Below are 24,358 nucleotides of genomic sequence, written 5' to 3' on the forward strand. Positions count from 1 at the left end.
GGGGCACCCCGGGGCCCCGCGGCCGGGCCGGTGAGCCCGTCAGACCCCGGCGGGGATCTGCTTGGCCTGACCGCGCACCCGCACGGCCGTCACGATCTCGATCAGCCCCAGGATCAGCAGCCAGCAACCCGCCAGCACGGTCAGCGCGGTGATCGAGCCCACCGGCCAGACCATCAGCAGCACGCCGGCCACGGTGTTGGCCACGCCCGCGAAGGCCTGCCAGCCACGGGCCGGCATCAGCGGGTCGGAGATCGCCGCGAACAGCTGGGTGATGCCCCGGAACAGCCAGCCGATGCCGATCCAAAGCGCCAGCAGCAGCAGCGACTCCGCCGCGCTGCGGAAGCAGAGCAACCCCAGCAGGACGCAGATCGCCCCGCTGATGAAGGCCAGCACCCGCATCGCGGTGGTCGCGTGGGTGCCGAACGCGGCGACCAGCTGCACGATGCCGATGACCAGCAGGTAGAGGCCGAACAGCACGCCCACCACCCGCAGGGTCTGTTCCGGCCAGGCGAAGACGATGACCCCGAGGCCGAGCGAGACGAGCCCGGCGACCAGCAGGACCTGCCAGGCGGCCTTGGCGAGCAGGCCGAGCGGTCCCTGGACCGGGGAACCTTCGGGGGTGATGATCGGGGGGACCACGGTGGCGACTCCTCGGGCCGGGAACGGGCAGGGGACGAAGCCCAGCGTGGCCCGGTCGCCGGAGCACGGCGCGCCGGGTGCGGCCGTCCGGGCGACGACCCCGGGTCGGTACGGATGTTCGACTGATGGTCCTCCGGTCGCCGGAACGACACCCTCCGGACACCCGCCGTCGATATCGTCCTGCGGTATGACTTCTGAAGGGTGGGGGACCCCTCCGGTCGAGCCGATCAACCAGCACTACATCGTCTGCGGGGGCAATGCGCTGGCGCACCGGCTGGTCCTGGAGCTCGTGGAGCACTACGAGGTCCCGGTCGTGGTGCTGGTCGCCGACCGGACCCGTGACCACGCACCGCAGATCGAGGAGGTGCCCGGCGTCGCGGCCGTCGTCGAGTTCGCCGGCATCACCGACGAGGCGCTGCGCGCGGTGTCCGTCGAGACGGCCCGCGGCCTCGCCCTCGTCGAGGGCAGCGACCAGGACAACATCCACGCCGCGCTCAGCGCCCAGGGCCACAACCCGGACATCCGGATCGTCCTGCGGATGTTCAACCAGCGCCTCGGCGAGAACATCGAACGGCTGCTCAGGAACGGCGCCGCGCTCTCCGGCTCCGCCACCGCCGCACCCGCCTTCGCCGCGGCGGCGCTCGGCCGGCCCCACTCGGTCGAGGTCGGCGGACGCTTCCTGCACATCGCCTTCGACGACGCCGTCACCTCCGACCGGATCTGCGTGGTGGCCGACCACATCGACCGCCAGGACCTCGGCAGGATCCGGCTGCTGCCCGAACAGCGCGGTGACTCCGCCGACTTCGTCCGCCTCGCCACGGAGTTCGGCGACGACGGTCCCGTCCGCCCCGGCGGCGTCCGCCGCGAACCTGAGTCGGGGAACGGAGCGGAGGAGGAACCGGGCGGCGTGGCCGCCCTCCAGGCGCTGCGCATCGAACCCCGGGAGCCGATCGGCTGGGCACGGCGGCTGCGCTGGCGGCTCCTCGACACGATGCGCTTCTTCACCAGTGCCCGGATGCGGCTGGTGCTGCTCACCGCCCTCGCCGCGGTGCTGATGGCCTTCGGGGTCCTCTGGTACCTCAACCGGGACTTCGGCTGGACGGTCTACGTCTCGCTGCTCGACCTCGCGGGCGCCGCCCAGCCCGACCAGCCCGCCGACCTCGCCGCCGGGACGGGGACGGGAGGCCTCTGGCAGCGGGTCGCCCAGGTGGTGATCACCATCTGCGGGATCACCTTCGCGCCGGTCGCCACCGCCATCGCGGTCGAGGTGCTCGGCTCCGGGCGCCGCGGGCAGCCCCGCAACCCCGGCGCAGGCACCCGGGACCACGTGATCGTCGTCGGTCTCGGCAACGTCGGCACCCGCGTCGCGGCGCAACTCCACGAGCTGGGCGTACCGGTGGTCTGCATGGAGCGCGACCCGCAGGCGCGCGGGATCGCCGCCGTCCGGGCCCTCGGGATCCCGGTGGTGCTGGGCGACGGGCCGTTCGAGGAGCAGCTGCGCCGGGCCCGGCTGAAGCACAGCCGGGCGCTGGTCGCGGTCAGCGGCGACGACGCCACCAACCTGGAGGCGGCCCTGGAGGCGCGCCACGGGAACCCCGAAGTCCGGGTGGTGGTGCGGCTGTTCGACGACGACTTCGCCGGGCACTTCTACGCCACGCTGGACAACGCGGCCTCGCGGTCGGTCTCCTACCTGGCCGCGCCCGCCTTCGCGGCGGCCCTGATGGGGCGCGAGGTGCGCGGGATGCTGTCGGTGTTCCGGCACGTGCTGCTGATCGCCGAGCTGACGGTCGAGGACGGCAGCGGGCTGATCGGGATGAACCGGCACGACCTGGAGGACCCGGGGGGCGTCCGGGTGATCGCCGTCCGGCTCGCCCGGAGCGCGCAGCTCCAGTGGAACTTCCCGGACCGTACCCGCCGCCTCGCCCCGGGCGACCGGATCGTCGTCGCCGCTACCCGCAGCGGGCTCGCCCGCCTCAACACCGCACTGGTGGAGGAGGGGTGAGGGGCGGCGCCGCCCGGGCGGGTGCCCGGGCGGCGTCCGGGGCGGCGTCCGGGGCGGTCCGAGCGGGCCGGCGTCAGACGACCGGCGGATGGCACCTGACGGGTGACACCCGACAGATGACGAGTGACAGATGTCAGCTGACAGATTTCAGATGACGAAATCTGTCAGCTGTGATCTGTTCGCCGTCGGCGGTCAGCGGTTGGTGAAGGACGGCGGGCGCTTCTCGGCGAAGGCGGCCATGCCCTCCTTCTGGTCGGCGGTGGCGAACGCCGCGTGGAACATCCGGCGCTCGAAGCGCACGCCCTCCGCCAGGGTGGTCTCGAAGGCGCGGTTGACGCTCTCCTTCATCATGACCGCCGCGGGGGCGGACATCGCGGCGACGGTCTCGGCGGTGGCGAGGGCCTCGGCCAGCAGCTGGTCCGCGGGGACGATCCGGGAGACCAGGCCGGCCCGCTCGGCCTCCTCGGCGCCCATCATCCGGCCGGTCAGGCACAGCTCCATCGCCTTGGCCTTGCCGACGGCCCGGGTGAGCCGCTGCGAGCCGCCGATGCCCGGGATCACCCCGAGCTTGATCTCCGGCTGCCCGAACTTCGCGGTGTCGGCCGCCAGCAGGATGTCGCAGAGCATCGCCAGCTCGCAGCCGCCGCCCAGCGCGAACCCGGCCACCGCCGCCACGACCGGCTTGCGCAGCGCGCCGAGGCGGTCCCACGGGCCCAGCCAGTCGTCCAGGTAGACGTCCGGGAACCGGTTGCCCTGCATCTCCTTGATGTCGGCGCCGGCCGCGAAGGCCTTCTCCGAGCCGGTGATCACCAGACAGCCGATCTCCGGGTCCCGGTCGAAGGCGGTGGCGGCCGCGACCACCTCGTTCATCAGCTGGGTGTTCAGCGCGTTGAGCGCCTTCGGCCGGTTGAGCGTGATCAGCCCGACCCGGCCCTTGCGCTCGACCAGGATCGTCTCGTAGGTCTCGGTCATCGCCGTTGACTCCCATTCCGCTGCTCGGCGCCGCTGGGGCGCGCCCTGACCACCCAACGATCTACGACGCGCCCGGGCTCGCGCCAGTCTTGGCATGCGAGACGGTCGTCACGGGCACGGGCACGGGCACGGCCGCGGGCACCGGCGTGGACACGGGCCCTGGCGCCGGTGCGGCGCGCGCGTGCGCGGGTGCGCTCAGGCCAGGCCCAACTCGTCCCCCTCGCGCACGGCGAGGAAGCGCTCGACGTCCGCGTCCGTCACCCCGGCGAGGGCGGCCGGGGACCAGCGCGGGGTGCGGTCCTTGTCGATCACCTGCGCCCGGATGCCCTCGACCAGGTCGTGCCCCGCCAGCGCGGCGCAGGAGACGCGGTACTCCTGGTCGAGCACGGCCTCCAGGGAGGGCAGGGTGCGGGCCCGCCGCAGCGCGGCCAGCGTCACCTTGACGGCCGTGGGGGAGTTGCCGAGGATCAGTCCGGCGGCCTCCTTCGCCTCCGGCACACCGGAGTTCACCAGCCGGTCGACGATCTCCTCGACGGTGTCGGCCGCGTAGCAGGCGTCGATCCACTCGCGCTGCCGGGCGAGCGGGGCGGGCGGCGCGGGCTCGGCGTGCGCGGCGACGGCGTCGGCCGGGTCGGTGCCGCCGGCCAGCGCGTCGAGCAGCGCCGGGACGGCCGCGGACGGGACGAAGTGGTCCGCGAAGCCGCACAGCAGGGCGTCACCGGGGCCCATCGAGGCCGACGTGAGCCCCAGATGGGTACCGGTCTCGCCGGGGGCGAGGGCGAGCAGGCGGCTGCCGCCGACGTCCGGGACGAGTCCGATCCGGGTCTCGGGCATCGCGACGGTGGAGCGCTCGGTGACGATCCGGATCGCGCCGTGGGCGGACAGGCCGACGCCGCCGCCCATGGTGATGCCGTCCATCACCGCGACGTAGGGCTTCGGGTAGCGGGCGATCAGGGCGTTCAGCCGGTACTCGTCGCGGAAGAAGGCCCGTGCGCCGGCCCCGCCGGCCTTGGCGTCGTCGTGCAGCGCGCGGATGTCGGCCCCCGCGCAGAGGCCGCGTTCGCCGGCGCCGGTCAGCACGACGGCGCGTACCCGGTCGTCGGCGGCCCAGTCGGACAGCGTCGCGTGGACGGTGCGGATCATGCCGTGGGTCAGCGAGTTGAGGGCGCGCGGCCGGTTGAGCACGATCCGTCCGACCCCGCCGTCCAGGAGGACCTGGACCTCCGCCACCTCTGCGCTCATCGGGCCCGCTCCCGTCCTCGGTCGTTCCTCGGTGTCGACGACTCCTGCCGTCCACCGTACCGGGGCGGTCCGGCGCGGTGATCACGAGGCGGGGCCCGCCCGGGGCGCCGCCCCGGATTCCCGCTGCTGTCGGTACGTCAGCGGTGCCGGGCCGCGGCCGCGGCCGCGGCCAGCGGTAACGACAGATGACAGCCGACAGATTTCAGACGACGAAATCTGTCATCTGAAATCTGTCAGCTGTCATCTGTCAGCCGTCCTTCGTCCGGCGCGTTACGGCTGCACCCGCCCCGCGACCTCGCCGAACCCGACGACGGTGCCGTCCGGCCCCGGGGCGGTGGCGGTGATGACCACCTCGTCGCCGTCCTCCAGGAAGGTCCGGGTGGTGCCGTCCGGGAGCTTCAGCGGCTCCTCGCCGTTCCAGGTCAGCTCGATCAGCGCGCCGCGGGTGTCCGGCTCCGGCCCGCTGACGGTGCCCGAGGCGAACAGGTCGCCGGTCCGCAGCGAGGCGCCGTTGACCGTCATGTGGGTGAGCTGCTGCTGCGCCGTCCAGTACATCGACGCGAACGGCGGGCGGGACACCAGGTGCCCGTTCAGCCGGACCTCCATCGCGAGGTCCAGGCCCCACGGCTCGCCGCCGCGGTCGTCCAGGTAGGCCAGCGGCTCGACGTCGCGCGCCGGCGGCGTGACCCGGGCGTCCTGCAGGGCGTCCAGCGGCACGATCCACGGCGAGATCGAGGTCGCGAAGGACTTGCCGAGGAACGGGCCGAGCGGCACGTACTCCCAGGCCTGGATGTCGCGCGCGGACCAGTCGTTGAGCAGGCAGACGCCGAACACGTGCTCGCGGAAGTCCGCCAGGGCCACCGGCCGGCCGAGCTGCGAGGGGGTGCCGACGACGAAGCCGACCTCGGCCTCGATGTCCAGCCGGCGGGTCGCCCCGAAGGTCGGCGCGGGGTCGGCGGGCGCCTTGCGCTGCCCGTGCGGCCGTACCACCGGGGTGCCGGAGACGACGACCGTGCCGGCCCGACCGTGGTAACCGATCGGCAGGTGCTTCCAGTTGGGGGTGAGCGGCTCCGAGCCCGGGCGGAAGATCCGGCCCAGGTTGGTGGCGTGGTGCTCGGAGGCGTAGAAGTCGACGTAGTCGGCGACCTCGAACGGCAGGTGGAGCTCGACCTCGCCGGCCGGCAGCAGCGCCGGCGACAGCGCCTCGCGGTGCGACTCGTCGGTCAGCCACCGGGTGAGGTCGGCGCGGACCTGCGTCCACACCGGCCGGCCGGCCGCCATCAGCGGGTTGAGCGAGTCGGCGTCCAGCAGCGCGGACGGCGCCCCGACCGCGCGGGCGGCCGCCCCGGCGTCCAGCACGAAGTCCCCGACCCGCACACCGATCCGGCGCCGTCCGGGCCGGTCGGCGGCGGTGAAGACGCCGTACGGCAGGTTGTGCACGCCGTACGGCGAGTCCTGGGCGCTGGCGAGCCAGCTGCGGGGGGTGCTCAACGGTCCTCCTGGGGCAGTGGACTGGGCGACAGCAGGCCGAGCGCGGCCAGGTCGTCCAGGGGTTCGGCGATGCTGCAGGTGCCGAACGCGGTGAACGAGTTGCGGATCACCGTAACCTGACGATCGGTCAGTTCGCGCACGGTCTTCGCCAGCACCGCGCCGTCGCGTTCCGCCAGCACCGCCGCGGCGGCCGCCGGGTCGGTCTCCTGGGCGGCCAGCAGCACGTTCAGGAAGCCGTGGTGCTCGAACCCGGTGGCCGGGTCGGTGTGCCGGACGGCGTGGTGGAGTCCGGCGGTGCACTTGTACGGCAGCCCGCGCCGGGCGCAGCCGGTGAGGAAGGCGGCCAGCTCGGCCTCGTCCGGGAAGGCCTCCGGGACGACCCCGCCGGTGCGGAACTTCGCCCGGTAGGGGCTGTCGACCAGCACGTCCAGGACCTCGTCCAGGCCGTCGCCGCGCAGGAGTTCGCGCGGCAGCTCGACGGCGGCCGGGACGTCCGGGGGCAGCAGCCGGTCGAGTTCGGCGACGGCCTCGGCGGCGTCCCGGGTGGCCAGCTCGACGCCGGCCACCCGGAAGGGAGCGGCGGCGGCGAGCGCCGGGCCGAGTTCGGCACTGCCCCCCGGCAGTACGAGCCCGACCCCGAGCGGCGGGTCTCCGGCCGTCGCCGCGCCGCCCGCCACCGCGGCGGCCAGCTCGCCCAGCCGGCCGGCCCCGCACAGCAGCGGACCGACGGCCTCGGCGTACCAGGCCGCGCGGTGGGCCCGGTGGGCGGGCACCGCCTCGGCGACCGGCAGGTTCCCGGGCGGGAACACCGCCGCGTCGTCGAAGAGCCCGTGGAACAGTTCGGGGATCGGGCCGGTGGCGCTGCTCATCGCCCGGGCCCCCGACCGGCCCAGGTCCAGGCGTAGTTGCCGTCCTCGCTGGCCCGGCCGCCCTCGCCCAGTTCGAGCGGGCGGAAGGTGTCCACCATGACGGCGAGCTCGTCGAAGAACTCCGCGCCGATGCTTCGCTCGTAGGCGCCCGGCTGCGGCCCGTGGGTGTGTCCGCCGGGGTGCAGCGAGATCGAGCCCTGGCCGATGCCCGAGCCCTTGCGGGCCGCGTAGTCGCCGCCGCAGTAGAACATGACCTCGTCGCTGTCCACGTTGGCGTGGTAGTACGGCACCGGGATCGACAGCGGGTGGTAGTCCACCTTGCGCGGCACGAAGTTGCAGATCACGAAGTTGTTGCCCTCGAAGACCTGGTGGGCCGGCGGCGGCTGGTGGATCCGGCCGGTGATCGGCTCGAAGTCGGCGATGTTGAAGGCGTACGGGTACAGGCAGCCGTCCCAGCCGACCACGTCGAACGGGTGGTGCGGCACGGTGTAGCGGGTGCCCGCGACCCCGTTCGGGCCGCGGTGCTTGACCAGCACGTCGACGTCCCCGGGGGCGTCGACCACGAGCGGGCCGACCGGTCCGCGGAAGTCGCGCTCGCAGTACGGCGCGTGCTCCAGCAGCTGCCCGTACTTGGACAGGTAGCGCTTGACCGGGGTGATGTGGCTGTTCGCCTCGATGCAGTAGGCGCGCAGCGGTTCGTCCCCGGACGGCACCCAGCGGTGGGTGGTGGCGCGGGGGATGATCACGTAGTCGCCTTGGCCGACCTCGATCGAGCCGAAGACCGTCTCGACCGTGCCGGAGCCGGACTCCACGTACACGCACTCGTCGCCGAGCCCGTTGCGGTAGAGCTCGCTCGGGGCCCCGGCGGCGACGTAGGAGATCCGCACGTCGGCGTTGCCGAGGACGAGCCGGCGGCTGCCCACGACGTCCGCCGACTTCCACTCCTGGCCGGCGAAGAGCTCGTGCAGCTTGAGGTGGCGGGGGAGCAGGGGATGGTTGGGCACCGTGGACTGGTCGGGCAGCTCCCACGGCACCGCGTTCACCACGGCGGAGGGGATGCCCCGGTGGTAGAGCAGCGAGGAGTCCGAGGAGAACCCCTCCTCGCCCATCAACTCCTCGTAGTACAGCCCGCCTTCGGGTGTGCGGTGCTGCGTGTGCCGCTTGGGCGGGATGCTGCCCAGCTGCCGGTAGTACGCCATCTCCCTGCTCCTCCTCGACCGTGCTCAGCCGGTCGCGCGTCGGTCGACCGTGCTCGGGTTGCCCCGACCGCTCACAGGTTGCCGCGCGCGTCCTGCTCGCGCTCGATCGCCTCGAACAGCGCCTTGAAGTTGCCCTTGCCGAAGCCCAGCGAACCGTGGCGCTCGATGAACTCGTAGAAGACGGTCGGGCGGTCGCCGATCGGCTTGGTGAAGATCTGCAGCAGGTAGCCGTCCTCGTCGCGGTCGACGAGGATGCCGCGGGACTTCAGCTCGTCGATGTCCACCCGGACGTTGCCGATCCGGGCGCGCAGCTCCGGGTCGTCGTAGTACGAGTCCGGGGTGTTGAGGAACTCGACGCCGCGCGAGCGCAGCACGTCGACGGTGGTGAGGATGTCGTTGGTGGCGAGCGCCATGTGCTGGCAGCCGGGGCCGGTGTAGAACTCGAGGTACTCGTCGATCTGCGAGCGCTTCTTGGCGACGGCCGGCTCGTTGAGCGGGAACTTCACCCGGTGGTTGCCGCTGGCGACGACCTTGGACATCAGCGCGGAGTAGTCGGTGGCGATGTCGTCGCCGACGAACTCGGCCATGTTCACGAAGCCCATGACCCGGTTGTAGAACGAGACCCACTCGTCCATCTTGCCGAGCTCGACGTTGCCGACGGCGTGGTCCAGGGCCTGGAACAGGCGCTTGGGCGAGCCCTCCGGGTGGCGGACCTTGCTCTCGGCGGCGATGTAGCCGGGCAGGTAGGGGCCCTTGTAGCGGGAGCGGTCGATCAGGGTGTGGCGGGTCTCGCCGTAGGTGGCGATGGCCGCGCGGCGCACGGTGCCGTTCTCGTCCGAGACGTCGTTCGGCTCCTCCAGGACGGTGGCGCCGGACGCGCGGGCGTGCTCGATGCACTTGTCGACGTCCGGGACCTCGAGGGCCAGGTCGACGACGCCGTCGCCGTGGCGGCGGTGGTGGTCCAGCAGCGGGCTGTCCGGCAGCACGCCGCCCTTGATCACGAAGCGGCAGGAGCCGGAGCGGAGCACGAAGGCCTTGCGGTCGCGGCGGCCGGTCTCGGGGCCGGAGTAGGCGACCAGCTCCATGCCGAACACGGCCTGGTAGAACTGGGCCGTCTGGGTGGCGTTGCCGACCACGAAGACGACCGCGTCCTGGGCCGTGACGGGGAACGGGTCGGTGGCCGGGTCGTGCTCGACGAGGCCGACGAGGCGGCGCAGCTGCTCGGCGTCGAGGCCGGCCTCGCGCTCCTCGGGGGTCAGCTCAAGGGCGTGGGACTGCGGGGTCATCGGTCGTTCCTCCACTTTGGGCCTCGGCTCTGAGGCTTCCGCTTGGATCGCGGCCGCGCCGTGAACGGGTGGGCGGTGCGGTTGGCGGAGAGCTTGCTCCTGTCCGGGTGGCTGGGCAACAGGTGGGGATTTCACTGTTCAATGTGTACAAGCTGATCAGGAATTCCGGTCTCCGGCTGCGCAATATGTGCTGTCGATCGGGGGTGATTCACGGGGTCTGCCGCACCGGCCCCGTAGCGGCGTCCGAGGCCGTCAGGTGGCGCAGGAACCAGTCCCCGGCGAGCTCGGCGACCAGGTCCAGCGTGCCCGGCTCCTCGAACAGGTGGCCCGCGCCAGGCACCACCGTCAGTTCACTCTCGCAGTGCAGCCCGGCCCTGGCCCGTCGGTTCAGGTCGATCACCATCCCGTCCAGGGCGCCGACCAGGAGCAGCGTCGGGGCGCTCACCCGGCCCAGGACGACCGGCCCGGCCAGGTCCGGGCGCCCGCCGCGCGAGACCACCGCGCCCACGGCCGGCCCGAGCGCGGCGGCGGTGTGCAGCGCGGCGGCCGCCCCCGTGCTGGCGCCGAACAGGCCGAGCGGCAGACCGCGGGTCTCCGGCCGGGCGGCCAGCCGTCCCGCGACGGCGGTCAGCCGGGCTCCCAGCAGCCCCACGTCGAAGACGTTGCGGCGGTCCGCCTCCTCGTCCTCGGTGAGCAGGTCGAAGAGCAGGGTCGCCAGCCCGGAGCGGTTCAGGTGCCCGGCGACGTGGCGGTTGCGCGGGCTGCGCCGACCGCTGCCGCTGCCGTGCGCGAACACCACGATGCCGCGGGCCCCGGCCGGGACGGTCAGCCGGCCGGTCAGCCGGACCCCGGCGGCCGGCAGTACGAGTTCGCGGTCCACGGGCCCGTCGGCCGTTGCCGGCGCGGCCCGGGCCTCGGCCAGCAGCCGCAGCACCTCCTCGTCGCCGGTCTGCGAGAAGTCGCGGTAGAACTCGCCGATCGCGAAGAACGGGGACGGCGTGCCCACGCAGACCAGCTCGTCGGCGACATCCGCCAGGCGCTCCGTCCAGTCCACGGGGGCCACCGGCACGGCGAGCACCACCCGGGCCGCTCCCCGGGCCCGGACGATCCGGCAGGCGGCCCGGGCGGTGGAGCCGGTGGCGACGCCGTCGTCCACCACGACCACCGTGCGTCCGCGTAGGTCCGCGGGCGGGCGGTCGCCCCGGTAGCGGCGTGCCCGGCGCTCCAGCTCGGCGCGCTCGCGCCGCTCCACCTCGGCGAGCTCCGCCTCACCGGCCCCGGCGAGGCGGATGACCTGCTGGTTGAGCACCCGGACGCCGTCCTCGCCGATCGCCCCCATGCCGAGCTCGGGCTGCCGGGGTGCCCCGAGCTTGCGGATCACGCAGATGTCCAGCGGTGCGCCGAGCGCCCGGGCCACCTCGGCGGCCACCGGCACCCCGCCCCTGGGCAGCGCGACCACCACGGTGCCGGGGCCGCCCAGGTGGCCCAGACGGGCGGCCAGCCGCCGGCCCGCGTCCGTGCGGTCGGTGAAGTGCGTCCCGGTGACGTGCATGACACGGCCTCCGTGTTCCACCGTACGCCGGGCGGTGGCCGGTGGAGGGGGCGGGCGGACCCGCGCGGGGAGGGGCGCACACGCGGGCGTGCGGGAGGGTTCCGGCGCCCCGGGCGTGCGGGCGGCGCCCCGGGCGCGGACCCGGACGGACCCGGCGTGGCCCAGGCCGGAGCCGGGCGGTCCCGGGACGAACCCGGGGTGGCCCGGGCCGGAGCCGGGCGCTTCCGGGACGGGCGGTTGGGCGGACCCGGCGCGCACCCGGGCCTGGCCCGGCCCGGGCCCGGGTCAAGCCCGGGCGGTGCACGGGAACGGGACGGGACGACACCCCCGTGTGGCCGGGACGACGGGCGGCGCACGGTTGGTCACAGAGGCGGACCGCCGGGCCCGCCCGCGATCGGAAGGAGCCCCGAAATGCCGGGCACCGTCATCACCGATCTGCGCCGCCGCGGCGCGGTCGACCCCGGCCGCCTGCTGTCGGGTCCCCTGTGCGGCGTCGGACTCCAGTGGCTCGACCCGGGCCACAGCACCGAACTGGCCGCCGACGAGGTCGAGCACGCGTTCTACGTCACCGCCGGCTCCGGTCTGGCCTCCGTTCCCGCGGAGGCCCTCCGGGCGGAGGAGGCCGGTGCGGGCGTCCCGCTGGTGGAGGGCACCTCGGTCGTCCTCCCGCTCGGCTCCCGGACCGTCCTCACCGCCGGCACCGCCGGGCTCGAGTTCTTCCACGCCGTCCTCGCCGTCCCGGTGGGCAGCACGGCCACCGCCGACGCCTTCTCCGCGGACGGAACCGCCGCGGACGACACCTCCGACGACATCCCTGACGCCCCCGACGCCTCCAGCGCCCCCGACGACGTCGACGCCCCTGACGCCGCCGACGCTCCCGACAGCCCCGACACCCCGAACGAAGGTGAACCCAGGTGATCGTCACCACCGACACCGGCACCGCCATGGTCCTCCTCGGCCCGGACGGCGAACGCGTACGGGTCCGCCCGCTCGCCCGCCGCGCGATGCTCACCAGCGCCTGCGAGTCCTTCGACCACCTGCGGCTGAGCCCCGGCGCCCACCACGTGCTCCCGGGCCGCCCCGACGCCGAGACCGTGCTGCACGTCCTGCGCGGGGCCGCCGTCGTCGGCCGGCTCCCCGACGGGACCGACCACCTGGCCTCGGACGGCGACCTGCTGCTGGCCCCGCGCGGCAACGCGCTCCACCTCGAAGCCGGACCGCTCGGCGTGGAACTGCTCTGCCTCACCCTCGCCGTCCCCCGGCACGCCGCCGGCACCCGGGCAGCCCTGGCCCGGCGCCGCGCCGACCGCCGAGCCCGTCCCTGACCGCACCGCCCGAGGAGGCCGTCGTGATCCTCGTCCCCGCCGCCGTCCCCCGTACCGCGCCCGCCCTCCGGCGGCTGATCGATCCCGCACAGCGCCCGGCGGTCCTCGCCGGACTGACCGTCGAGGCCCTGCCCCCCGGTGTCCACGTCGAGCAACTCCCCTGCACCGGGCCAGAGTCGGCCACCGTGGTGCTCGCCGGCCGGCTGATCGCGGCGGACCGGATCCTGTCGCCCGGCGAGGCCCTGCACCACCGGTCGGGCCGGGCCTGCCGGTTCACCGCCGTCCGCGGCGCGCCGACCGTGCTGCTCACCGTCCGCCCGGTCGCGTCCGAGGCCGCCATCCCGTCCCAGCGCTCGAACTCTCACCCCGCCGACGACCGCCGGCGGGTCACCGTGGAGACCGTGGAACTCGCCCCGGGCGAGGTCCACGGCGTGTCGGCCGGCCCGGGGGCGGACGCCTTCCTGCTGGTCCTCTCGGGCACCGGCGGCTTCCTCGACACCGCCGGAGAGGCGTCGCTGTACCCCGGCGACCTGCTCTACCTGCGGGCGGGGGAGCGCTGCGGCCTCCGGGCCGGCCCGCGCGGGCCCGTCACGGCCGTGCTGGGGCGTGCCGGGGCGCTCGCCCCCGGTCTCCGGGCCGAGCGCCGGGAGGAGCGGGCCCGGTCGCTCCCCTGACCCCGCACCCTCCGGCCCGTCGGCCGTGGCCCCCGCCCGGGGTCGCGGCCGACGGCCGTTCCGGTACCCCGACGGCTCCGGCCGCCGTCGGATTCCGGGACCGGAATGGGACGGCGAGCCCATGCGACCGGGGCGTCGCGCTCCGCACAGTGGAGACAAGAGCGATCGACCGAACGGTTGCTCGGAACATTGAGGAGAACCACCCCATGGCTACGAACACCGCGACCAAGGCGCTCTGCCTGGCCTCGGCCCTGGCCGGAGCGATCGCCTCAGCCATCGCGTTCAGGAACGCCTGCGCCGTCGCCGCGCCGGCCAAGCCCAGCAAGCCGAACACGACCCCTCCGCCCGCGGACATCTGCACCCTCGGGCAGGGCGACTGCAACCCCTCTTGACTCCGGTGTGACGACCGTGGCGGCGCACCCGCCACCCCGTCCCGTCCAGGCCCCCGGCACCGCCAGTGCCGGGGGCCTCCCCGTGCCCCGAGCCCTTCCCGTGTCGCCTCCGGCTCCTGCGCCCGCCGTCCCGGGTACGGGCCCGGCACCCGAACGGGCTAACCCGCCCCCGTCCCGCCCGGGGCGTCCGTCGCGCCGGTGGCGCCCGCCGCACCGGCAGTACCAGCAGCACCGGCGGCGCCGGGTGCACCGGCCGCCGCCGAGCGCGGCAGCACCGCCACCACCCGGGTGCCGGGAGTGCCCGGCAGCGACTCCACGGTGCAGTGCCCGCCGATCTCCGCGGCGCGGTCCGCCATCGAGCGCAGCCCCACCCCGCCCGGCCCGTCCCCGTACGGCCCCTGCGGCGACCGCTGCTCCAGCCCGTCGCGGCCCGCCGCACCGCCGCCGTCCCCGCCCCCGGCTCCGGTCCCCGTCCCGACCCCGACCCCGTCGTCCCGGACGGTCAGGGTGAGCGCCGCGTCGTCGACCCGCACCGTCACCTCGGCGGTGCGGGCCCGGGCGTGCCGCAGCACGTTGTTCAGCGCCTCGGCGACGATCCGGTAGGTCGCCACCTCCACGGCGGCCGGCAGCTCGGGCAACGGGTCCGGGCGCAGGTCGGCCGTGACGGTGAGCTCGGCGGTGTCGAAGCCGGCGGCCAGCTGCCGGATCGCCCGGGCCAGCCCGAACTCGCCGAGCGGGGCGGGGCCCAGCCGGTCGGTGATTCGCCGGACCTCCCTGATCGCCATCGCGAGGCCGTCCGAGATGCCGTGCAGCGTCCCGCCCAGGCGGTCCTCCCCGCCACCACCGGCGGCGGCGTTGTCCACTCTCAGCCGCAGCCCCGCCAGCGCGGGCCCGAGGCCGTCGTGGATGTCCCGGCGCAGCCAGCGCCGCTCCTCCTCGCGCGCGGCGACGATCTGCTCCCGGCTGGCCTGCAGGTCCTCCAGGAGCTGCAGGGACGCCACGGCGGGGGAGGCCTGGTCGGACAGCGAGCGCAGGATGTCGATGTCGCTGGCGTCCAGCTCCTGCTCGCCCTCGCGCAGGCCGACGGTCAACTCGCCGATCGGCGCGCCGCGGTGGACCAGCGGGAAGGCCTGCCTCCGCCCGTCCAGGCGGCCGACGGCGGCCAGCCGGCGCTGCCCGGCCCGGGTGGCGACGGTCAGGGCGACGCCGGGCAGCCGCAGCTGCTCCGCGACGGCGGCGCACAGCGCGTCCGGCAGCCGTTCCGGCTCGCCGACCTGCCGCACCCGCCCGGCCAGGGTCCGCAACACCTGGTAGGGGTGGGCGCGTTCGCCGTAGTACAGGTGGTCGATCAGGGAGACCGCCCGGCGGGTGGCCCGGGGCAGGCCCGCACCGAGCGCGAAGACCAGCCCGATCAGCAGCAGCGCGGCCCCGCCCCGCCCGGGCACCAGCCAGCTCGACAGCACGGCCGCCAGCACCACGAACAGCGTCAGCAACCCGGTGGCCAGCAGCAGCCCGGTCAGCACGCTGCGGGCCGCCCGGTCGAGCCGCCAGCCGCCGTCGCGGATCACCAGGTAGCCGATGGCGACGGCCCAGACGGCCCCGGCGACGGCGAAGACGGTGTAGCTGAGCCAGTAGTGCTCCTGGTAGTTGTGCGTGTAGAAGTCCTGCATGCCGGCGAGGAGCAGGTACGCGGCCAGCAGCCCCGCCACGTGCGCCCGGTGCCGCAGCGCCCAGTCCTTCCGGGGGTCCGCCGCCGGCGGCCGCGCGGGCCGGACCAGGCGTACCAGCAGGACGAGCGCGGCGAAGCCGATGAGCAGGTAGTTGACGGGCTGGTAGAGGTCGAGGAGCCGGTTGGAGAGGTGCCCGAAGAACGTCGCGGGGGCGGTGTCGGCCAGCGGGTTGGGGTGGCCGAAGGCGTTGGTGCGGTGCAGGAACCAGAGGTTGGCCGGCAGCTGCCACAGCGCGACCGCCCCGATGTACCACCACCAGTGGCGGCTGGTCAGCCGTCCGGAGGGGAGCCAGAGCGGCAGCACGTAGAACAGCGTCGCGCTGACCACGTCGCACACCGCGCGCAGCGCCACCGTCGCGCCGACGATGCCCGGGTCGGAGACCTCCACCCACACCGGGGCGGAGGCCGCGTTGGGCAGGATCAGGGCCAGCGCGTAGCAGAGCATCACCCAGCCCAGCGGGCTGCCCGGGCGGTGGGCGTGCAGCAGCATCCCGGCACCGGCGGTGGGCAGCGCGTAGATCAGGGTGCCGAGCTCGTTGCGCGGGTAGGTGATGGCGGGGTCGCCGAGATGGACGAGCACGTAGCAGGTCCAGAGCATCGACACGACCAGGCAGACCGAGGTGACGGTGGCCGCCGCGGCTAGCTGCCGTCGGGCGGGGGACGGTCCGGAACTGCGCCGGGAGGGCGCGCGGCCGGACCGGGGAGAGGTCACCGTGATCATGGAACCGCCTCGAAATGGACTGGGGGTGTGGTCCACCGGCCGGAATGTGGTGCGCCGGTACTGGTCGGCCGGCACACGGTCCAGTCTCGGCTGCCCGGTGTCCCGGGCGCGTGGGGCAGCGGTCCCGCTTTCCGGCCGGGACGGGTCGGGGCCGGCGGGCCGCCGCGCCCGGGAGCACCCCGGAGAGGGGCAACTCCGAGCATGTCACGGAAAGTCACGAGATCATCGCTGGTAGTGTCGGCCGGGTGGATGAACAGCCGCCGGTGGCACCCCCGGGGCGGGCGCCCGACGCCCCGCCCGTCCGTGTACTGATCGTCGACGACCACCCCCTCTTCCGGGAGGGGCTCAAGGTGGCGCTGGAGAGCGCCGAGGGCGTCGTGGTGGTGGCCGAGGCCGAGCGGGTCGCGGACGTGTCCGGGGCCGTCGAACGGCACCGTCCCAACGTCGTGATCATGGACCTCTCGCTGCCCGACGGCTCGGGCCTGGAAGCCGTCCGGCGGCTCTCGGCGCAGGAACAGGCGCCGCCGGTGCTGATGCTGACCATGTCCGACGACGACGGCAACCTGCTCGCCGCCCTCCAGGCCGGTGCGCGCGGCTACCTGGTCAAGGGCGCCGGGCGGGAGGAGGTGCTGCACGCGGTGCGCACCGTCGCGGCGGGCGGCGCCGTCTTCGGCGGCGAGGTCGCCGGGCGGATCACCGCCCTGCTCGCCGGCGCCCGGATGCGCGAGGCGGAACAGCTCTTCCCGGAGCTCACCGCGCGGGAGGCCGAGGTGCTGGACCTGGTCGCGCGCGGCCTGGACAACCGGCGGATCGCCCGGGAGCTGGTGGTCGCGGAGAAGACCGTCCGCAACCACGTCACCCACATCTTCGAGAAGCTGCACGTCGCCACCCGGGCCGAGGCCGTCGCCCGGGCCCGGGACATGGGCCTCGGCGACGGCTGAACGGGGCCGGGGTGCCGGGGGTCCTGGACGCGCCGGGGTGCCGCGGGTGCCGCGGGACGGAACCGGGGGTGCCGGTCCGCCGACCGGCACCCCCGGGGGTCCCTCCGTGGTCTTTCCCGACGGGTGACTACGGCTGCATCTCGTACGCGCCCGACAGCCCCTCGACCATCGCCCACACCGCGTCGGCGCGCACCGCGTTGGCGACCGGCCGGCGCACGTTCGCCAGCGCCCAGGCGGCCTGCTCCTCGGTGGTCGAGGACTTGCCGTGCAGCTCGGTGGCGTGCGCGGAGAAGTCGCGGACCAGCGCGTCGAAGATCTGGTCCAGCACGTCCTCGTCCAGGCCGGTCAGCTCGGCCTGCTCCAGCACCAGCTGGCCGTAGACGATCAGCGCGAAGAGCTGGCCGATCTCCAGCAGGAAGTCCAGGTCGGCCTGCTGCTCCTTGCTCGGCGCGTGGCTGAGCAGCAGCTCGCAGAAGCCGTCGGCCTGCTCGCGGAAGCGGGCGACGTTCGGGACCTGCGCGTGGCGGTCGTAGGCCGTGCGCCAGTCGTGGAAGCGGATCGCGCCCAGGCCGCGGGCCGCGCCCTGGCGGAACAGGAAGGCGTCGTCGGCGGCGTCCAGGCGGCTCGGCACCGGCGCGTACTCGGTCGGGGCGAACAGGTAGTTGCCCATGAACTTGAGGATCAGCGCTAGGTTGACGTGGACGGTGCCCTCCAGCTTCGGCAGGCCGCGGATGTCCTTCGCCGCCTTGTCGAAGTAGGTGTCCGCCTCGAAGCCCTTGGCCGCGATGACGTCCCACATCAGGTCGATGACCTTCTCGCCCTCGGTGGTGACCTTCATCTTGGTCATCGGGTTGAAGAGCAGGTAGCGGCGGTCCTCGGGGGAGGCGGTGCGGAAGTAGTCCACGGCGCGCGCGCTGAACAGCTTCATCGCCACCAGGCGGGCGTACGCGTCGGTCAACTCGCGGCGCACGTGCGGGAAGTCGGTGACCTTGCGGCCGTACAGCACCCGGTTGTGGGCGTGTGTGACGGCCTCGTACATCGCGTGCTCGCAGATGCCGACGGAGGCCGTGCAGAGGTTGAACTTGCCGACGTTGACGGTGTTCAGCGCCGCGTCGAAGGCCGCCTGGCCGGTGTGCAGCACGTCCTCGGCGCGCACCGGGTAGTCCTCGAGCCGGAACTCGCTGACGTACATCTGGGCGTTCACCACGTTCTTGACCAGGTGGTACGCCTCGTGGCGGCTGTCGGCGGCGAAGAAGACGTAGCCCTCCGGGCCCTCGACGTCCGAGCGGCGGCCGAAGACCGAGACCAGGCCGGCCACGTTGCCGTTGCCGATGTAGTACTTGGAGCCGGTCGCGGTGAAGCCGCCCTCGCCGTCGGGGGTGAGGATCATGTCGGTGGAGTAGATGTCGGCGCCGTGGGTGCGCTCGGAGAGCCCGAACGCCATCACGTGACCCTCCGTCAGGAGCTTGGCAGCACGGGCCCGGACGGCCTCGTTGCCGCTCTGCCAGACCGGGCCGAGGCCGAGGATGGTGACCTGCCAGGTGTACCAGTAGCCGAGGCCGTAGAAGCCGAGGATCTCGTTCAGCTCGGCGATCCGGGCGGTGTCCCAGCGCTTGCCGGCGTCGGCCGAGGACGGCGTCAGGAACTCCGCGAACAGGCCCTCCTTGGCGGCGAACTCGAGGAAGTCGCCGTACCAGCTGCGGTCGATGTAGGTGTCGATCAGCGCCTTCTTGCCGCGGGACTCGAACCAGTCCACGGTCGCGCGCAGCAGCCGGCGGGTCGGCTCGTCGAACTGCGCGGGGTCGTACGTACGCGGGTTGAAGAGCATCACGGGCTCCCGGGGGTCGAGGGTGTGTCGGGGGGTGTGGGTCGGTCGGGCGGCTGTCGGCCGGGCGGGGCGACTGACGGATCACGGGTTTCAGATGACAGGTGACAGATTTCAGATTTCATCATCTGTCATCTGTCATTCGTCATCCGTCATCCGTCGGCGGGCGTCCGGTGTCCGGCGCCCGCCTTCGGCCGTCCGTCCGGCGCCCTTCGTCGATCGGTCCTCCGGCCCGGGTTCCCCGCCGTGCGCCGTCCGCTGTTCGATCGTCGGATCCGGTGGCGGGGCGCCGGGCGGAGTCGTCAGGACTGCCGGTCGGCGGCGAGGCGGTGGAGCGTTTCGAGCACGTCGTCGAGCCAGGCGAGGGTCATCCGCTCGTACTCGATGCCGCCGCGCAGCACCACGTGCTGGAGCTCCTGGCGGGTGTCGAGCGAGGTGAGGTCGGGGAAGTCGCGCTGTTCGCCGTGCAGGTAGCGGGCGAGCAGGGCGGCGTGTCCCTCGCGGTGCCGTTCGACCTCGGAGATCAGCGCGGCCGGGTCGTCGAAGGCGGCGGCGCGGATCTTGACCGCGAGCTCGTGGCGGACGGTCTCCGGTTCGACCGGTTCGCGCAGCCAGCCGGCCAGTGCGGCCCGGCCGGGCTCGGCGGCCGAGTAGACCTTCTTGTCCGGTCTGCCGTCCTGGGCGACCTCCTCGGCGGCGACCCAGCCGTCGGCCTCCATGCGTCGCAGCACCCGGTAGATCTGCTGGTGGGTGGCGGTCCAGAAGCGGCCGATGGAGCGGTCGAACCGCCGGGCCAGCTCGTAGCCGGAGCCGGGCTGCTCCAGGAGGGATACGAGGATCGCGTGCTCCAGTGCCATGCCCGCATCCTGCTATGCAACGAGTTGCATAGGCAATGGGGCCTCGGGCCGGTGAGACGCAGGTCACCGGCGTGATCGGATGGTTATCGATCATTTCGGACAATCAGGTACAAAACGTTAGAGAAGGGCCAGAATGGGTACGGGGCAAGCGCCTTCCATGTTCCGAACCGTAGGAGGTGGTATCGGTGTCTACCCAGATCCCGATGGGCATGGAACACCACCCGGACATCGTCGAACTCCGGGAACACTACGAGCGGGTCACCTCGACCCCCCGGGCCCAGGGCGTGGAGGCCCTGGCCGTACTGGCCGGTCTCTTCCTGGCCGCGTCGCCGTGGATCGTCGGCTTCACCGCGTTCAGCACCCTGACCGTCACCTGTCTGATCGTCGGCCTGGCCTACTGCCTGCTGATGGCGGGCTACGGATCGGCCTACGAGCGCACGCACGCGAGGGCCTGGGCGGCCACCGCGCTCGGCGCGTGGACGATCATCTCCCCCTGGGTCGTCTCCGGGTCGGTCGCGCACGGCAAGAACATCGTCACCTGCGTCATCGTCGGCGCCGTGATGTTCCTGCTCGGACTCGCGGCGATCTCGATGGCCACGATCACGTCGAACGGAGCTGCGATGCGGCTCGGCCGGGCCGGCCGAGCGAAGGACTGATCCTCCCCTCGTCGGGGTCCGGGGCGCGGAGGACGGAACCGACCTCCGCGCCCCGGCATGCGCCGCCCGCCGCACCGGCGGGCGGCGCGCCGCGTCGGGGGCGGGTCAGGGGCGGGTCATCCGCAGCACGTCCAGGGCCTCGTCGAGCTGCTCCGCGGTGAGCGCGCCCCGCTCCAGGTAGCCGCGTTCCAGGACGACCTGGCGGATCGTCTTGCGCTCCGCGAGGGCCTGCTTGGCGACCTTGGCGGCCTCCTCGTACCCGATGTACCGGTTCAGCGGCGTCACCACCGAGGGCGAGGACTCCGCGTACTCGCGGGCCCGTTCGACGTTGGCGGTGATGCCGTCCACCGTCCGGTCCGCCAGCAGCCGGGCGCTGTTGGCCAGCAGTCGCACCGACTCCAGCACGTTGCGGGCGATCACCGGGAGCATCACGTTCAGCTCGAAGTTGCCGCTCGCGCCGGCCAGCGTCACCGTCGCGTCGTTGCCGACCACCTGCGCGGCGACCATCAGCACCACCTCGGGCAGCACCGGGTTCACCTTGCCCGGCATGATCGACGAACCGGGCTGCAGATCAGGCAGGTTGATCTCGCCGAGGCCGGTGCGCGGCCCGGAGCCCATCCACCGCAGGTCGTTCGCGATCTTCGTGAACCCGACTGCCACCGTGCGCAGTTGGCCGCTCAGCTCGACCAGGGCGTCGCGCGCGCCCTGCGCCTCGAAGTGGTCCCTGGCCTCGGTCAGCGGCAGCTCCGTGGCGCGGGCCACCTCCTCGATGACCGCGGCCGGGAAACCGGGCGGGGTGTTGATGCCCGTGCCCACCGCCGTGCCGCCGAGCGGGAGTTCGGCCACCCGGGGGAGCGTGGCCAGCAGCCGCTCGCGGCCGTGCCGCACCTGGGCCGCGTAGCCGCCGAACTCCTGGCCGAGGGTGACGGGCGTGGCGTCCATCAGGTGCGTCCGGCCGGACTTGACCACCTGCGCGAACTCGGCGGCCTTGCGCTCCAGGGCCTCCGCCAGGTGCTCCAGTGCCGGGATCAGGTCATGGGTGACGGCGGCGGTCGCGGCGATGTGGATCGACGACGGGAACACGTCGTTGGACGACTGACTGGCGTTGACGTGGTCGTTCGGGTGGACCGGCCGGCCCAGCCGCTCCGTCGCCAGGGTCGCGATCACCTCGTTGGTGTTCATGTTGGACGAGGTGCCCGACCCGGTCTGGAACACGTCCACCGGGAACTCGCCGTCCCAGCGCCCGTCGGCGACCTCCTCGGCCGCCGCCGCGATCGCCGCCGCGGTCTCCTCGTCGAGGACGCCGAGGCGGGCGTTCACCCGGGCCGCCGCCGCCTTGATCCGGGCCAGGGCCGCGATGTGCGCACGTTCCAGCCGCTGACCGGACACCGGGAAGTTCTCCACGGCCCGCTGGGTCTGCGCCTGCCACTTCGCGGCGGCCGGCACCCGCACCTCGCCCATCGAGTCGTGCTCGATCCGGAACGCGGACCCGCCCTGCCGGCGGTCGTCCTGCCGCTCCACCTGCTCGTCACCCATCGCGCGCTGCACCTCCTGAACGGGCCGGTCCGGCCCCCGGGCTGTCTTCGATCACCACAGCCGCGCGCGGGCCCCGGGTATTTCCGACGGTGCCCGGGACCGTCCGGGCGGCCGAATCCGCCAGGGCGCGCCCCGGGCAGGACCCGGCGGGGTGCCGGGCGGGACCCCGGGGGCCCCGCCGTCGTCCGGCAGGGTCATGATCACTCGAACGGATGAATACTCGCGTGGAGCGCTTCAAACGGCCGTGCGCCGCTTCGTACGCTCCTGCCGGGCCACCACGACACGGTTGGCCATGACGAGGGGGCGGACGGATGACGACGACGGGGCTGCGGGGGCGCACGCGGGTGGGGGCGCGAACGCCGATTCGTGCGGAGGCGTGAACACGGGCCTGAAGCCGGGCACGGGCCTGAAGCCGGGCACGGGCGTGAACCCGGGGACGGGCGTGAGCGCGGAGACCGCGGACCCGACCGGGGACACGGCCCGCCGGGGTCGGGCCGACGCGCGGGGCGCGGGCCGGGCGGCCGGTGGGGGAGCCGGCCTCACCCGGCGGCAGCTGCTCGGCGCCTCCGCCGCCCTCGGCGGCGCGGCCTGGCTGCTGCGCGGCACCGTCGGCCCGGACAGCGCCGAGGCCTCGACCCCGGCTCCGCCCGGACTGCCCGCCGGCACCGAGCTGTACCAGCGGGTGTTCCAGAACTGGTCCGGGGAGATCCGCACCGACCAGCTGTGGACCTGCGCGCCGCGCACCCCCGAGGAGGTCCCGGCCCTGGCGGACTGGGCCCACGCCAACGGCTGGCGGCTGCGCGCCACCGGCTACCGGCACACCTGGGCGCCGCTCACCGTCGCCGACGGCACGCCCGGCAGCGCCCGCGTCCTGCTGCTGGACACCAGCCGCCACCTCACCGCGATCACCGCCGACTCGCCGACCACCGTGCGCGCCCAGACCGGCGCCACCATGGAGGACCTGCTGGCCCACCTGGCCGGCCGTGGACTCGGCCTGACCGCCTGCCCGGCCCCCGGCGAACTCACCGTCGGCGGCGTGCTCGCCATCGGCGGCCACGGCACCGCCGTCCCCGCCACCGGCGAACTCCGGCCGGACGGGCAGGGTTACGGATCGGTCAGCAACCAGGTCGTCCGGCTCACCGCCGTCGTCCTCGACCCGGCCACCGGCCGCTACGCGCTGCGCACCTTCGACCGTGCCGAGGCCGACACGGCCGCCTTCCTGGTGCACCTGGGCCGGGCCTTCCTCACCGAAGTCGTGCTGCGGGCCGGCGCCGACCGCCCGCTGCGCTGCGTCAGCCGCCTCGACATCCCGGCGAGCGAACTCTTCGCCCGACCCGGAACCGCCGGTGGTGCCGGCGGTGCCGGTGCCGGTGCCGGTGGTGGGTCCGGCTCCGGTTCCGGGAGTGGCGGCGGACTGCTCGGCGGTGTCCTCGGCGGCCTCCTCGGCGAGGGCGGCGGGCCCCGCACCTTCGCCGAGTTCGTCGAACGCGACGGCCGCGCCGAGGCGATCTGGTTCGCCTACACCGACTACCCGTGGCTCAAGACCTGGAGCGTCACCCCCGCCAAGCCGCTCGCCTCCCGAGCCGTCGACGAGCCCTACAACTACCCCTTCTCGGACATCGTTCCGGAGCCCGTGGCGCGGCTGGCCGGCCAGATCGTCGCCGGCGCCTGGGGATCGGCCCCGCTCTTCGGCCAACTCCAGTACCTGATCGCCAAGGTGGCGCTCACCGGCGACCTCACCGACGTCCTGCTCTCCGGCGGAGTCCTGCGGGACCTGCTCTCCGGCGACCTGCTCACCCACCTGCTCGCCGGCGGCCTGCGGTCCGACCTCTGGGGCCCTTCGCGCACCCTGCTGCAGTACGTCCGCCCCACCACCCTGCGGGTCACCGCGAACGGGTACGCCGTCCTCGCGCGGCGCGCCGACCTGCAGTGGGTTGTCAGCGAATTCGCCTCCTACTACCGGCAGTTGCTCGCCGAGTACCAGTCCCGCGGGGAGTTCCCGGTGAACGGCGCGGTGGAGATCCGGGTCACCGGCCTGGACGACCCAGGCGCGGTCGGGGTGCCGGGGGCGCGCCCGCCGCTGCTGTCCGCGCTGCGCCCGCGGCCGGACCGGCCGGAGTGGGACACCGCCGTCTGGCTCGACGTCCTCGCCTTCCCCGGCACCCCCGGCCTGGAGCGCTTCGCCCGGGACCTGGAGCAGTGGCTGCTGCGCACCTTCGACGGCACCCGGGCGGGTCTGCGGGTCGAGTGGTCCAAGGGCTGGGCCTACACGGCCGGGGCGGCCTGGTCCGATCCGGACGTGCTCGGCCGGGTCATCCCCGCCAGCCTGCGCGACGGCGGCGGGCCCGGCTGGGACGAGGCGGTCGCCGTCCTGGACCGCCACGACCCGCACCGGGTGTTCGGGAACCCGTTCCTGGACGGCCTGTTGAAGTGACCTGGCCGGCCGGCAG

The 24,358-nt window shown here is 73.9% G+C and carries 20 protein-coding genes; 8 read left to right on the forward strand and 12 right to left on the reverse strand.

Translation table 11 applies throughout. The features are described from left to right. Window positions 1–39: 39 nt before the first annotated feature. Complete coding sequence (locus ACIA8Q_RS03105; protein WP_360205222.1) at window positions 40–639, reverse strand: DUF308 domain-containing protein; 600 nt, start codon at window positions 637–639, stop codon at window positions 40–42. A gap of 187 nt (window positions 640–826) precedes the next feature. Here ACIA8Q_RS03105 and ACIA8Q_RS03110 point away from each other — a divergent pair, with 187 nt between their 5' ends. Then, complete coding sequence (locus tag ACIA8Q_RS03110; protein WP_360205224.1) at window positions 827–2,641, forward strand: NAD-binding protein; 1,815 nt, start codon at window positions 827–829, stop codon at window positions 2,639–2,641. Between the two features lie 192 nt (window positions 2,642–2,833). On the opposite strand, the gene ACIA8Q_RS03115 is transcribed toward ACIA8Q_RS03110, so the two are convergent. The 7 genes from ACIA8Q_RS03115 to ACIA8Q_RS03145 all read right to left on the reverse strand — a co-directional run bounded on the left by ACIA8Q_RS03115 (window position 2,834) and on the right by ACIA8Q_RS03145 (window position 11,252). After that, complete coding sequence (locus ACIA8Q_RS03115) at window positions 2,834–3,613, reverse strand: enoyl-CoA hydratase (RefSeq protein ID WP_360205227.1); 780 nt, start codon at window positions 3,611–3,613, stop codon at window positions 2,834–2,836. Between the two features lie 195 nt (window positions 3,614–3,808). Continuing rightward, on the reverse strand, window positions 3,809–4,843 hold the full coding sequence (locus ACIA8Q_RS03120) for an enoyl-CoA hydratase/isomerase family protein (protein ID WP_360205462.1): 1,035 nt from the start codon (window positions 4,841–4,843) through the stop codon (window positions 3,809–3,811). Between the two features lie 282 nt (window positions 4,844–5,125). Next, window positions 5,126–6,346, reverse strand: a complete 1,221-nt coding sequence (gene fahA, locus ACIA8Q_RS03125) for a fumarylacetoacetase (RefSeq protein ID WP_360205229.1) — start codon at window positions 6,344–6,346, stop codon at window positions 5,126–5,128. Further along, on the reverse strand, window positions 6,343–7,215 hold the full coding sequence (locus ACIA8Q_RS03130; protein ID WP_360205232.1) for a hypothetical protein: 873 nt from the start codon (window positions 7,213–7,215) through the stop codon (window positions 6,343–6,345). Before ACIA8Q_RS03130 ends, fahA begins: the two co-directional genes overlap by 4 nt. Continuing rightward, window positions 7,212–8,414 carry a cupin domain-containing protein gene (locus ACIA8Q_RS03135; RefSeq protein ID WP_360205234.1) on the reverse strand — a complete coding sequence of 401 codons (1,203 nt, stop codon included), beginning with the start codon at window positions 8,412–8,414 and terminating at the stop codon, window positions 7,212–7,214. The genes ACIA8Q_RS03130 and ACIA8Q_RS03135 overlap by 4 nt, the downstream gene beginning before the upstream one ends. Before the next feature lie 71 nt (window positions 8,415–8,485). Continuing rightward, complete coding sequence (gene hppD, locus ACIA8Q_RS03140; protein ID WP_360205237.1) at window positions 8,486–9,700, reverse strand: 4-hydroxyphenylpyruvate dioxygenase; 1,215 nt, start codon at window positions 9,698–9,700, stop codon at window positions 8,486–8,488. Between the two features lie 208 nt (window positions 9,701–9,908). Continuing rightward, window positions 9,909–11,252 carry a phosphoribosyltransferase family protein gene (locus ACIA8Q_RS03145; protein WP_360205240.1) on the reverse strand — a complete coding sequence of 448 codons (1,344 nt, stop codon included), beginning with the start codon at window positions 11,250–11,252 and terminating at the stop codon, window positions 9,909–9,911. 411 nt (window positions 11,253–11,663) lie between these two features. Between ACIA8Q_RS03145 and ACIA8Q_RS03150 the strand changes: the two genes are divergently transcribed. The 4 genes from ACIA8Q_RS03150 to ACIA8Q_RS03165 all read left to right on the forward strand — a co-directional run bounded on the left by ACIA8Q_RS03150 (window position 11,664) and on the right by ACIA8Q_RS03165 (window position 13,643). After that, window positions 11,664–12,170, forward strand: a complete 507-nt coding sequence (locus ACIA8Q_RS03150; RefSeq protein WP_360205243.1) for a hypothetical protein — start codon at window positions 11,664–11,666, stop codon at window positions 12,168–12,170. Continuing rightward, window positions 12,167–12,577: a hypothetical protein gene (locus tag ACIA8Q_RS03155; RefSeq protein ID WP_360205245.1), complete on the forward strand. Its 411-nt coding sequence runs from the start codon at window positions 12,167–12,169 to the stop codon at window positions 12,575–12,577. Before ACIA8Q_RS03150 ends, ACIA8Q_RS03155 begins: the two co-directional genes overlap by 4 nt. 23 nt (window positions 12,578–12,600) lie before the next feature. Next, window positions 12,601–13,251 carry a hypothetical protein gene (locus tag ACIA8Q_RS03160; RefSeq protein WP_396316690.1) on the forward strand — a complete coding sequence of 217 codons (651 nt, stop codon included), beginning with the start codon at window positions 12,601–12,603 and terminating at the stop codon, window positions 13,249–13,251. Between the two features lie 206 nt (window positions 13,252–13,457). Further along, window positions 13,458–13,643, forward strand: coding sequence for a hypothetical protein (locus ACIA8Q_RS03165; protein WP_360205249.1), 186 nt, complete (start codon window positions 13,458–13,460; stop codon window positions 13,641–13,643). Between the two features lie 158 nt (window positions 13,644–13,801). Here ACIA8Q_RS03165 and ACIA8Q_RS03170 read toward each other — a convergent pair whose 3' ends face one another. Next, a complete protein-coding gene (locus ACIA8Q_RS03170) occupies window positions 13,802–16,084 on the reverse strand; it encodes an ATP-binding protein (RefSeq protein ID WP_396316691.1) in 2,283 nt (760 codons plus the stop codon). A 254-nt stretch (window positions 16,085–16,338) separates the two neighbouring features. On the opposite strand from ACIA8Q_RS03170, the gene ACIA8Q_RS03175 reads away from it, so the two are divergent. Beyond that, complete coding sequence (locus tag ACIA8Q_RS03175) at window positions 16,339–17,034, forward strand: response regulator transcription factor (RefSeq protein ID WP_360205255.1); 696 nt, start codon at window positions 16,339–16,341, stop codon at window positions 17,032–17,034. Between the two features lie 127 nt (window positions 17,035–17,161). Here ACIA8Q_RS03175 and ACIA8Q_RS03180 read toward each other — a convergent pair whose 3' ends face one another. Both ACIA8Q_RS03180 and ACIA8Q_RS03185 read right to left on the reverse strand, forming a co-directional pair. Next, window positions 17,162–18,862 carry an acyl-CoA dehydrogenase family protein gene (locus ACIA8Q_RS03180; protein ID WP_360205258.1) on the reverse strand — a complete coding sequence of 567 codons (1,701 nt, stop codon included), beginning with the start codon at window positions 18,860–18,862 and terminating at the stop codon, window positions 17,162–17,164. Between the two features lie 299 nt (window positions 18,863–19,161). Beyond that, window positions 19,162–19,716, reverse strand: a complete 555-nt coding sequence (locus tag ACIA8Q_RS03185; protein WP_360205261.1) for a PadR family transcriptional regulator — start codon at window positions 19,714–19,716, stop codon at window positions 19,162–19,164. A 185-nt stretch (window positions 19,717–19,901) separates the two neighbouring features. Between ACIA8Q_RS03185 and ACIA8Q_RS03190 the strand changes: the two genes are divergently transcribed. After that, window positions 19,902–20,372 carry an SPW repeat protein gene (locus tag ACIA8Q_RS03190; protein ID WP_360205264.1) on the forward strand — a complete coding sequence of 157 codons (471 nt, stop codon included), beginning with the start codon at window positions 19,902–19,904 and terminating at the stop codon, window positions 20,370–20,372. 105 nt (window positions 20,373–20,477) lie between these two features. Here ACIA8Q_RS03190 and ACIA8Q_RS03195 read toward each other — a convergent pair whose 3' ends face one another. Then, window positions 20,478–21,908 carry a class II fumarate hydratase gene (locus tag ACIA8Q_RS03195; RefSeq protein ID WP_360205266.1) on the reverse strand — a complete coding sequence of 477 codons (1,431 nt, stop codon included), beginning with the start codon at window positions 21,906–21,908 and terminating at the stop codon, window positions 20,478–20,480. Between the two features lie 442 nt (window positions 21,909–22,350). On the opposite strand from ACIA8Q_RS03195, the gene ACIA8Q_RS03200 reads away from it, so the two are divergent. After that, complete coding sequence (locus ACIA8Q_RS03200; protein ID WP_387896878.1) at window positions 22,351–24,342, forward strand: cholesterol oxidase substrate-binding domain-containing protein; 1,992 nt, start codon at window positions 22,351–22,353, stop codon at window positions 24,340–24,342. The last annotated feature ends 16 nt before the right edge of the window (window positions 24,343–24,358 follow it).

It is taken from the genome of Kitasatospora sp. NPDC051705 (genome assembly GCF_044453265.1).
GTDB lineage: Bacteria > Actinomycetota > Actinomycetes > Streptomycetales > Streptomycetaceae > Kitasatospora.

What these genes read in the sequence shown, in the direction of transcription:
- ACIA8Q_RS03165 (WP_360205249.1), top strand. Translation starts at nt 13,458, where the DNA reads ATGGCTACGAACACCGCGACCAAGGCGCTCTGCCTGGCCTCGGCCCTG.
- ACIA8Q_RS03110 (WP_360205224.1), top strand. Translation starts at nt 827, where the DNA reads ATGACTTCTGAAGGGTGGGGGACCCCTCCGGTCGAGCCGATCAACCAG.
- ACIA8Q_RS03185 (WP_360205261.1), bottom strand. Translation starts at nt 19,716, where the DNA reads ATGGCACTGGAGCACGCGATCCTCGTATCCCTCCTGGAGCAGCCCGGC.
- ACIA8Q_RS03145 (WP_360205240.1), bottom strand. Translation starts at nt 11,252, where the DNA reads ATGCACGTCACCGGGACGCACTTCACCGACCGCACGGACGCGGGCCGG.
- ACIA8Q_RS03135 (WP_360205234.1), bottom strand. Translation starts at nt 8,414, where the DNA reads ATGGCGTACTACCGGCAGCTGGGCAGCATCCCGCCCAAGCGGCACACG.
- ACIA8Q_RS03130 (WP_360205232.1), bottom strand. Translation starts at nt 7,215, where the DNA reads ATGAGCAGCGCCACCGGCCCGATCCCCGAACTGTTCCACGGGCTCTTC.
- ACIA8Q_RS03180 (WP_360205258.1), bottom strand. Translation starts at nt 18,862, where the DNA reads ATGCTCTTCAACCCGCGTACGTACGACCCCGCGCAGTTCGACGAGCCG.
- ACIA8Q_RS03195 (WP_360205266.1), bottom strand. Translation starts at nt 21,908, where the DNA reads ATGGGTGACGAGCAGGTGGAGCGGCAGGACGACCGCCGGCAGGGCGGG.
- hppD (WP_360205237.1), bottom strand. Translation starts at nt 9,700, where the DNA reads ATGACCCCGCAGTCCCACGCCCTTGAGCTGACCCCCGAGGAGCGCGAG.
- ACIA8Q_RS03115 (WP_360205227.1), bottom strand. Translation starts at nt 3,613, where the DNA reads ATGACCGAGACCTACGAGACGATCCTGGTCGAGCGCAAGGGCCGGGTC.
- ACIA8Q_RS03150 (WP_360205243.1), top strand. Translation starts at nt 11,664, where the DNA reads ATGCCGGGCACCGTCATCACCGATCTGCGCCGCCGCGGCGCGGTCGAC.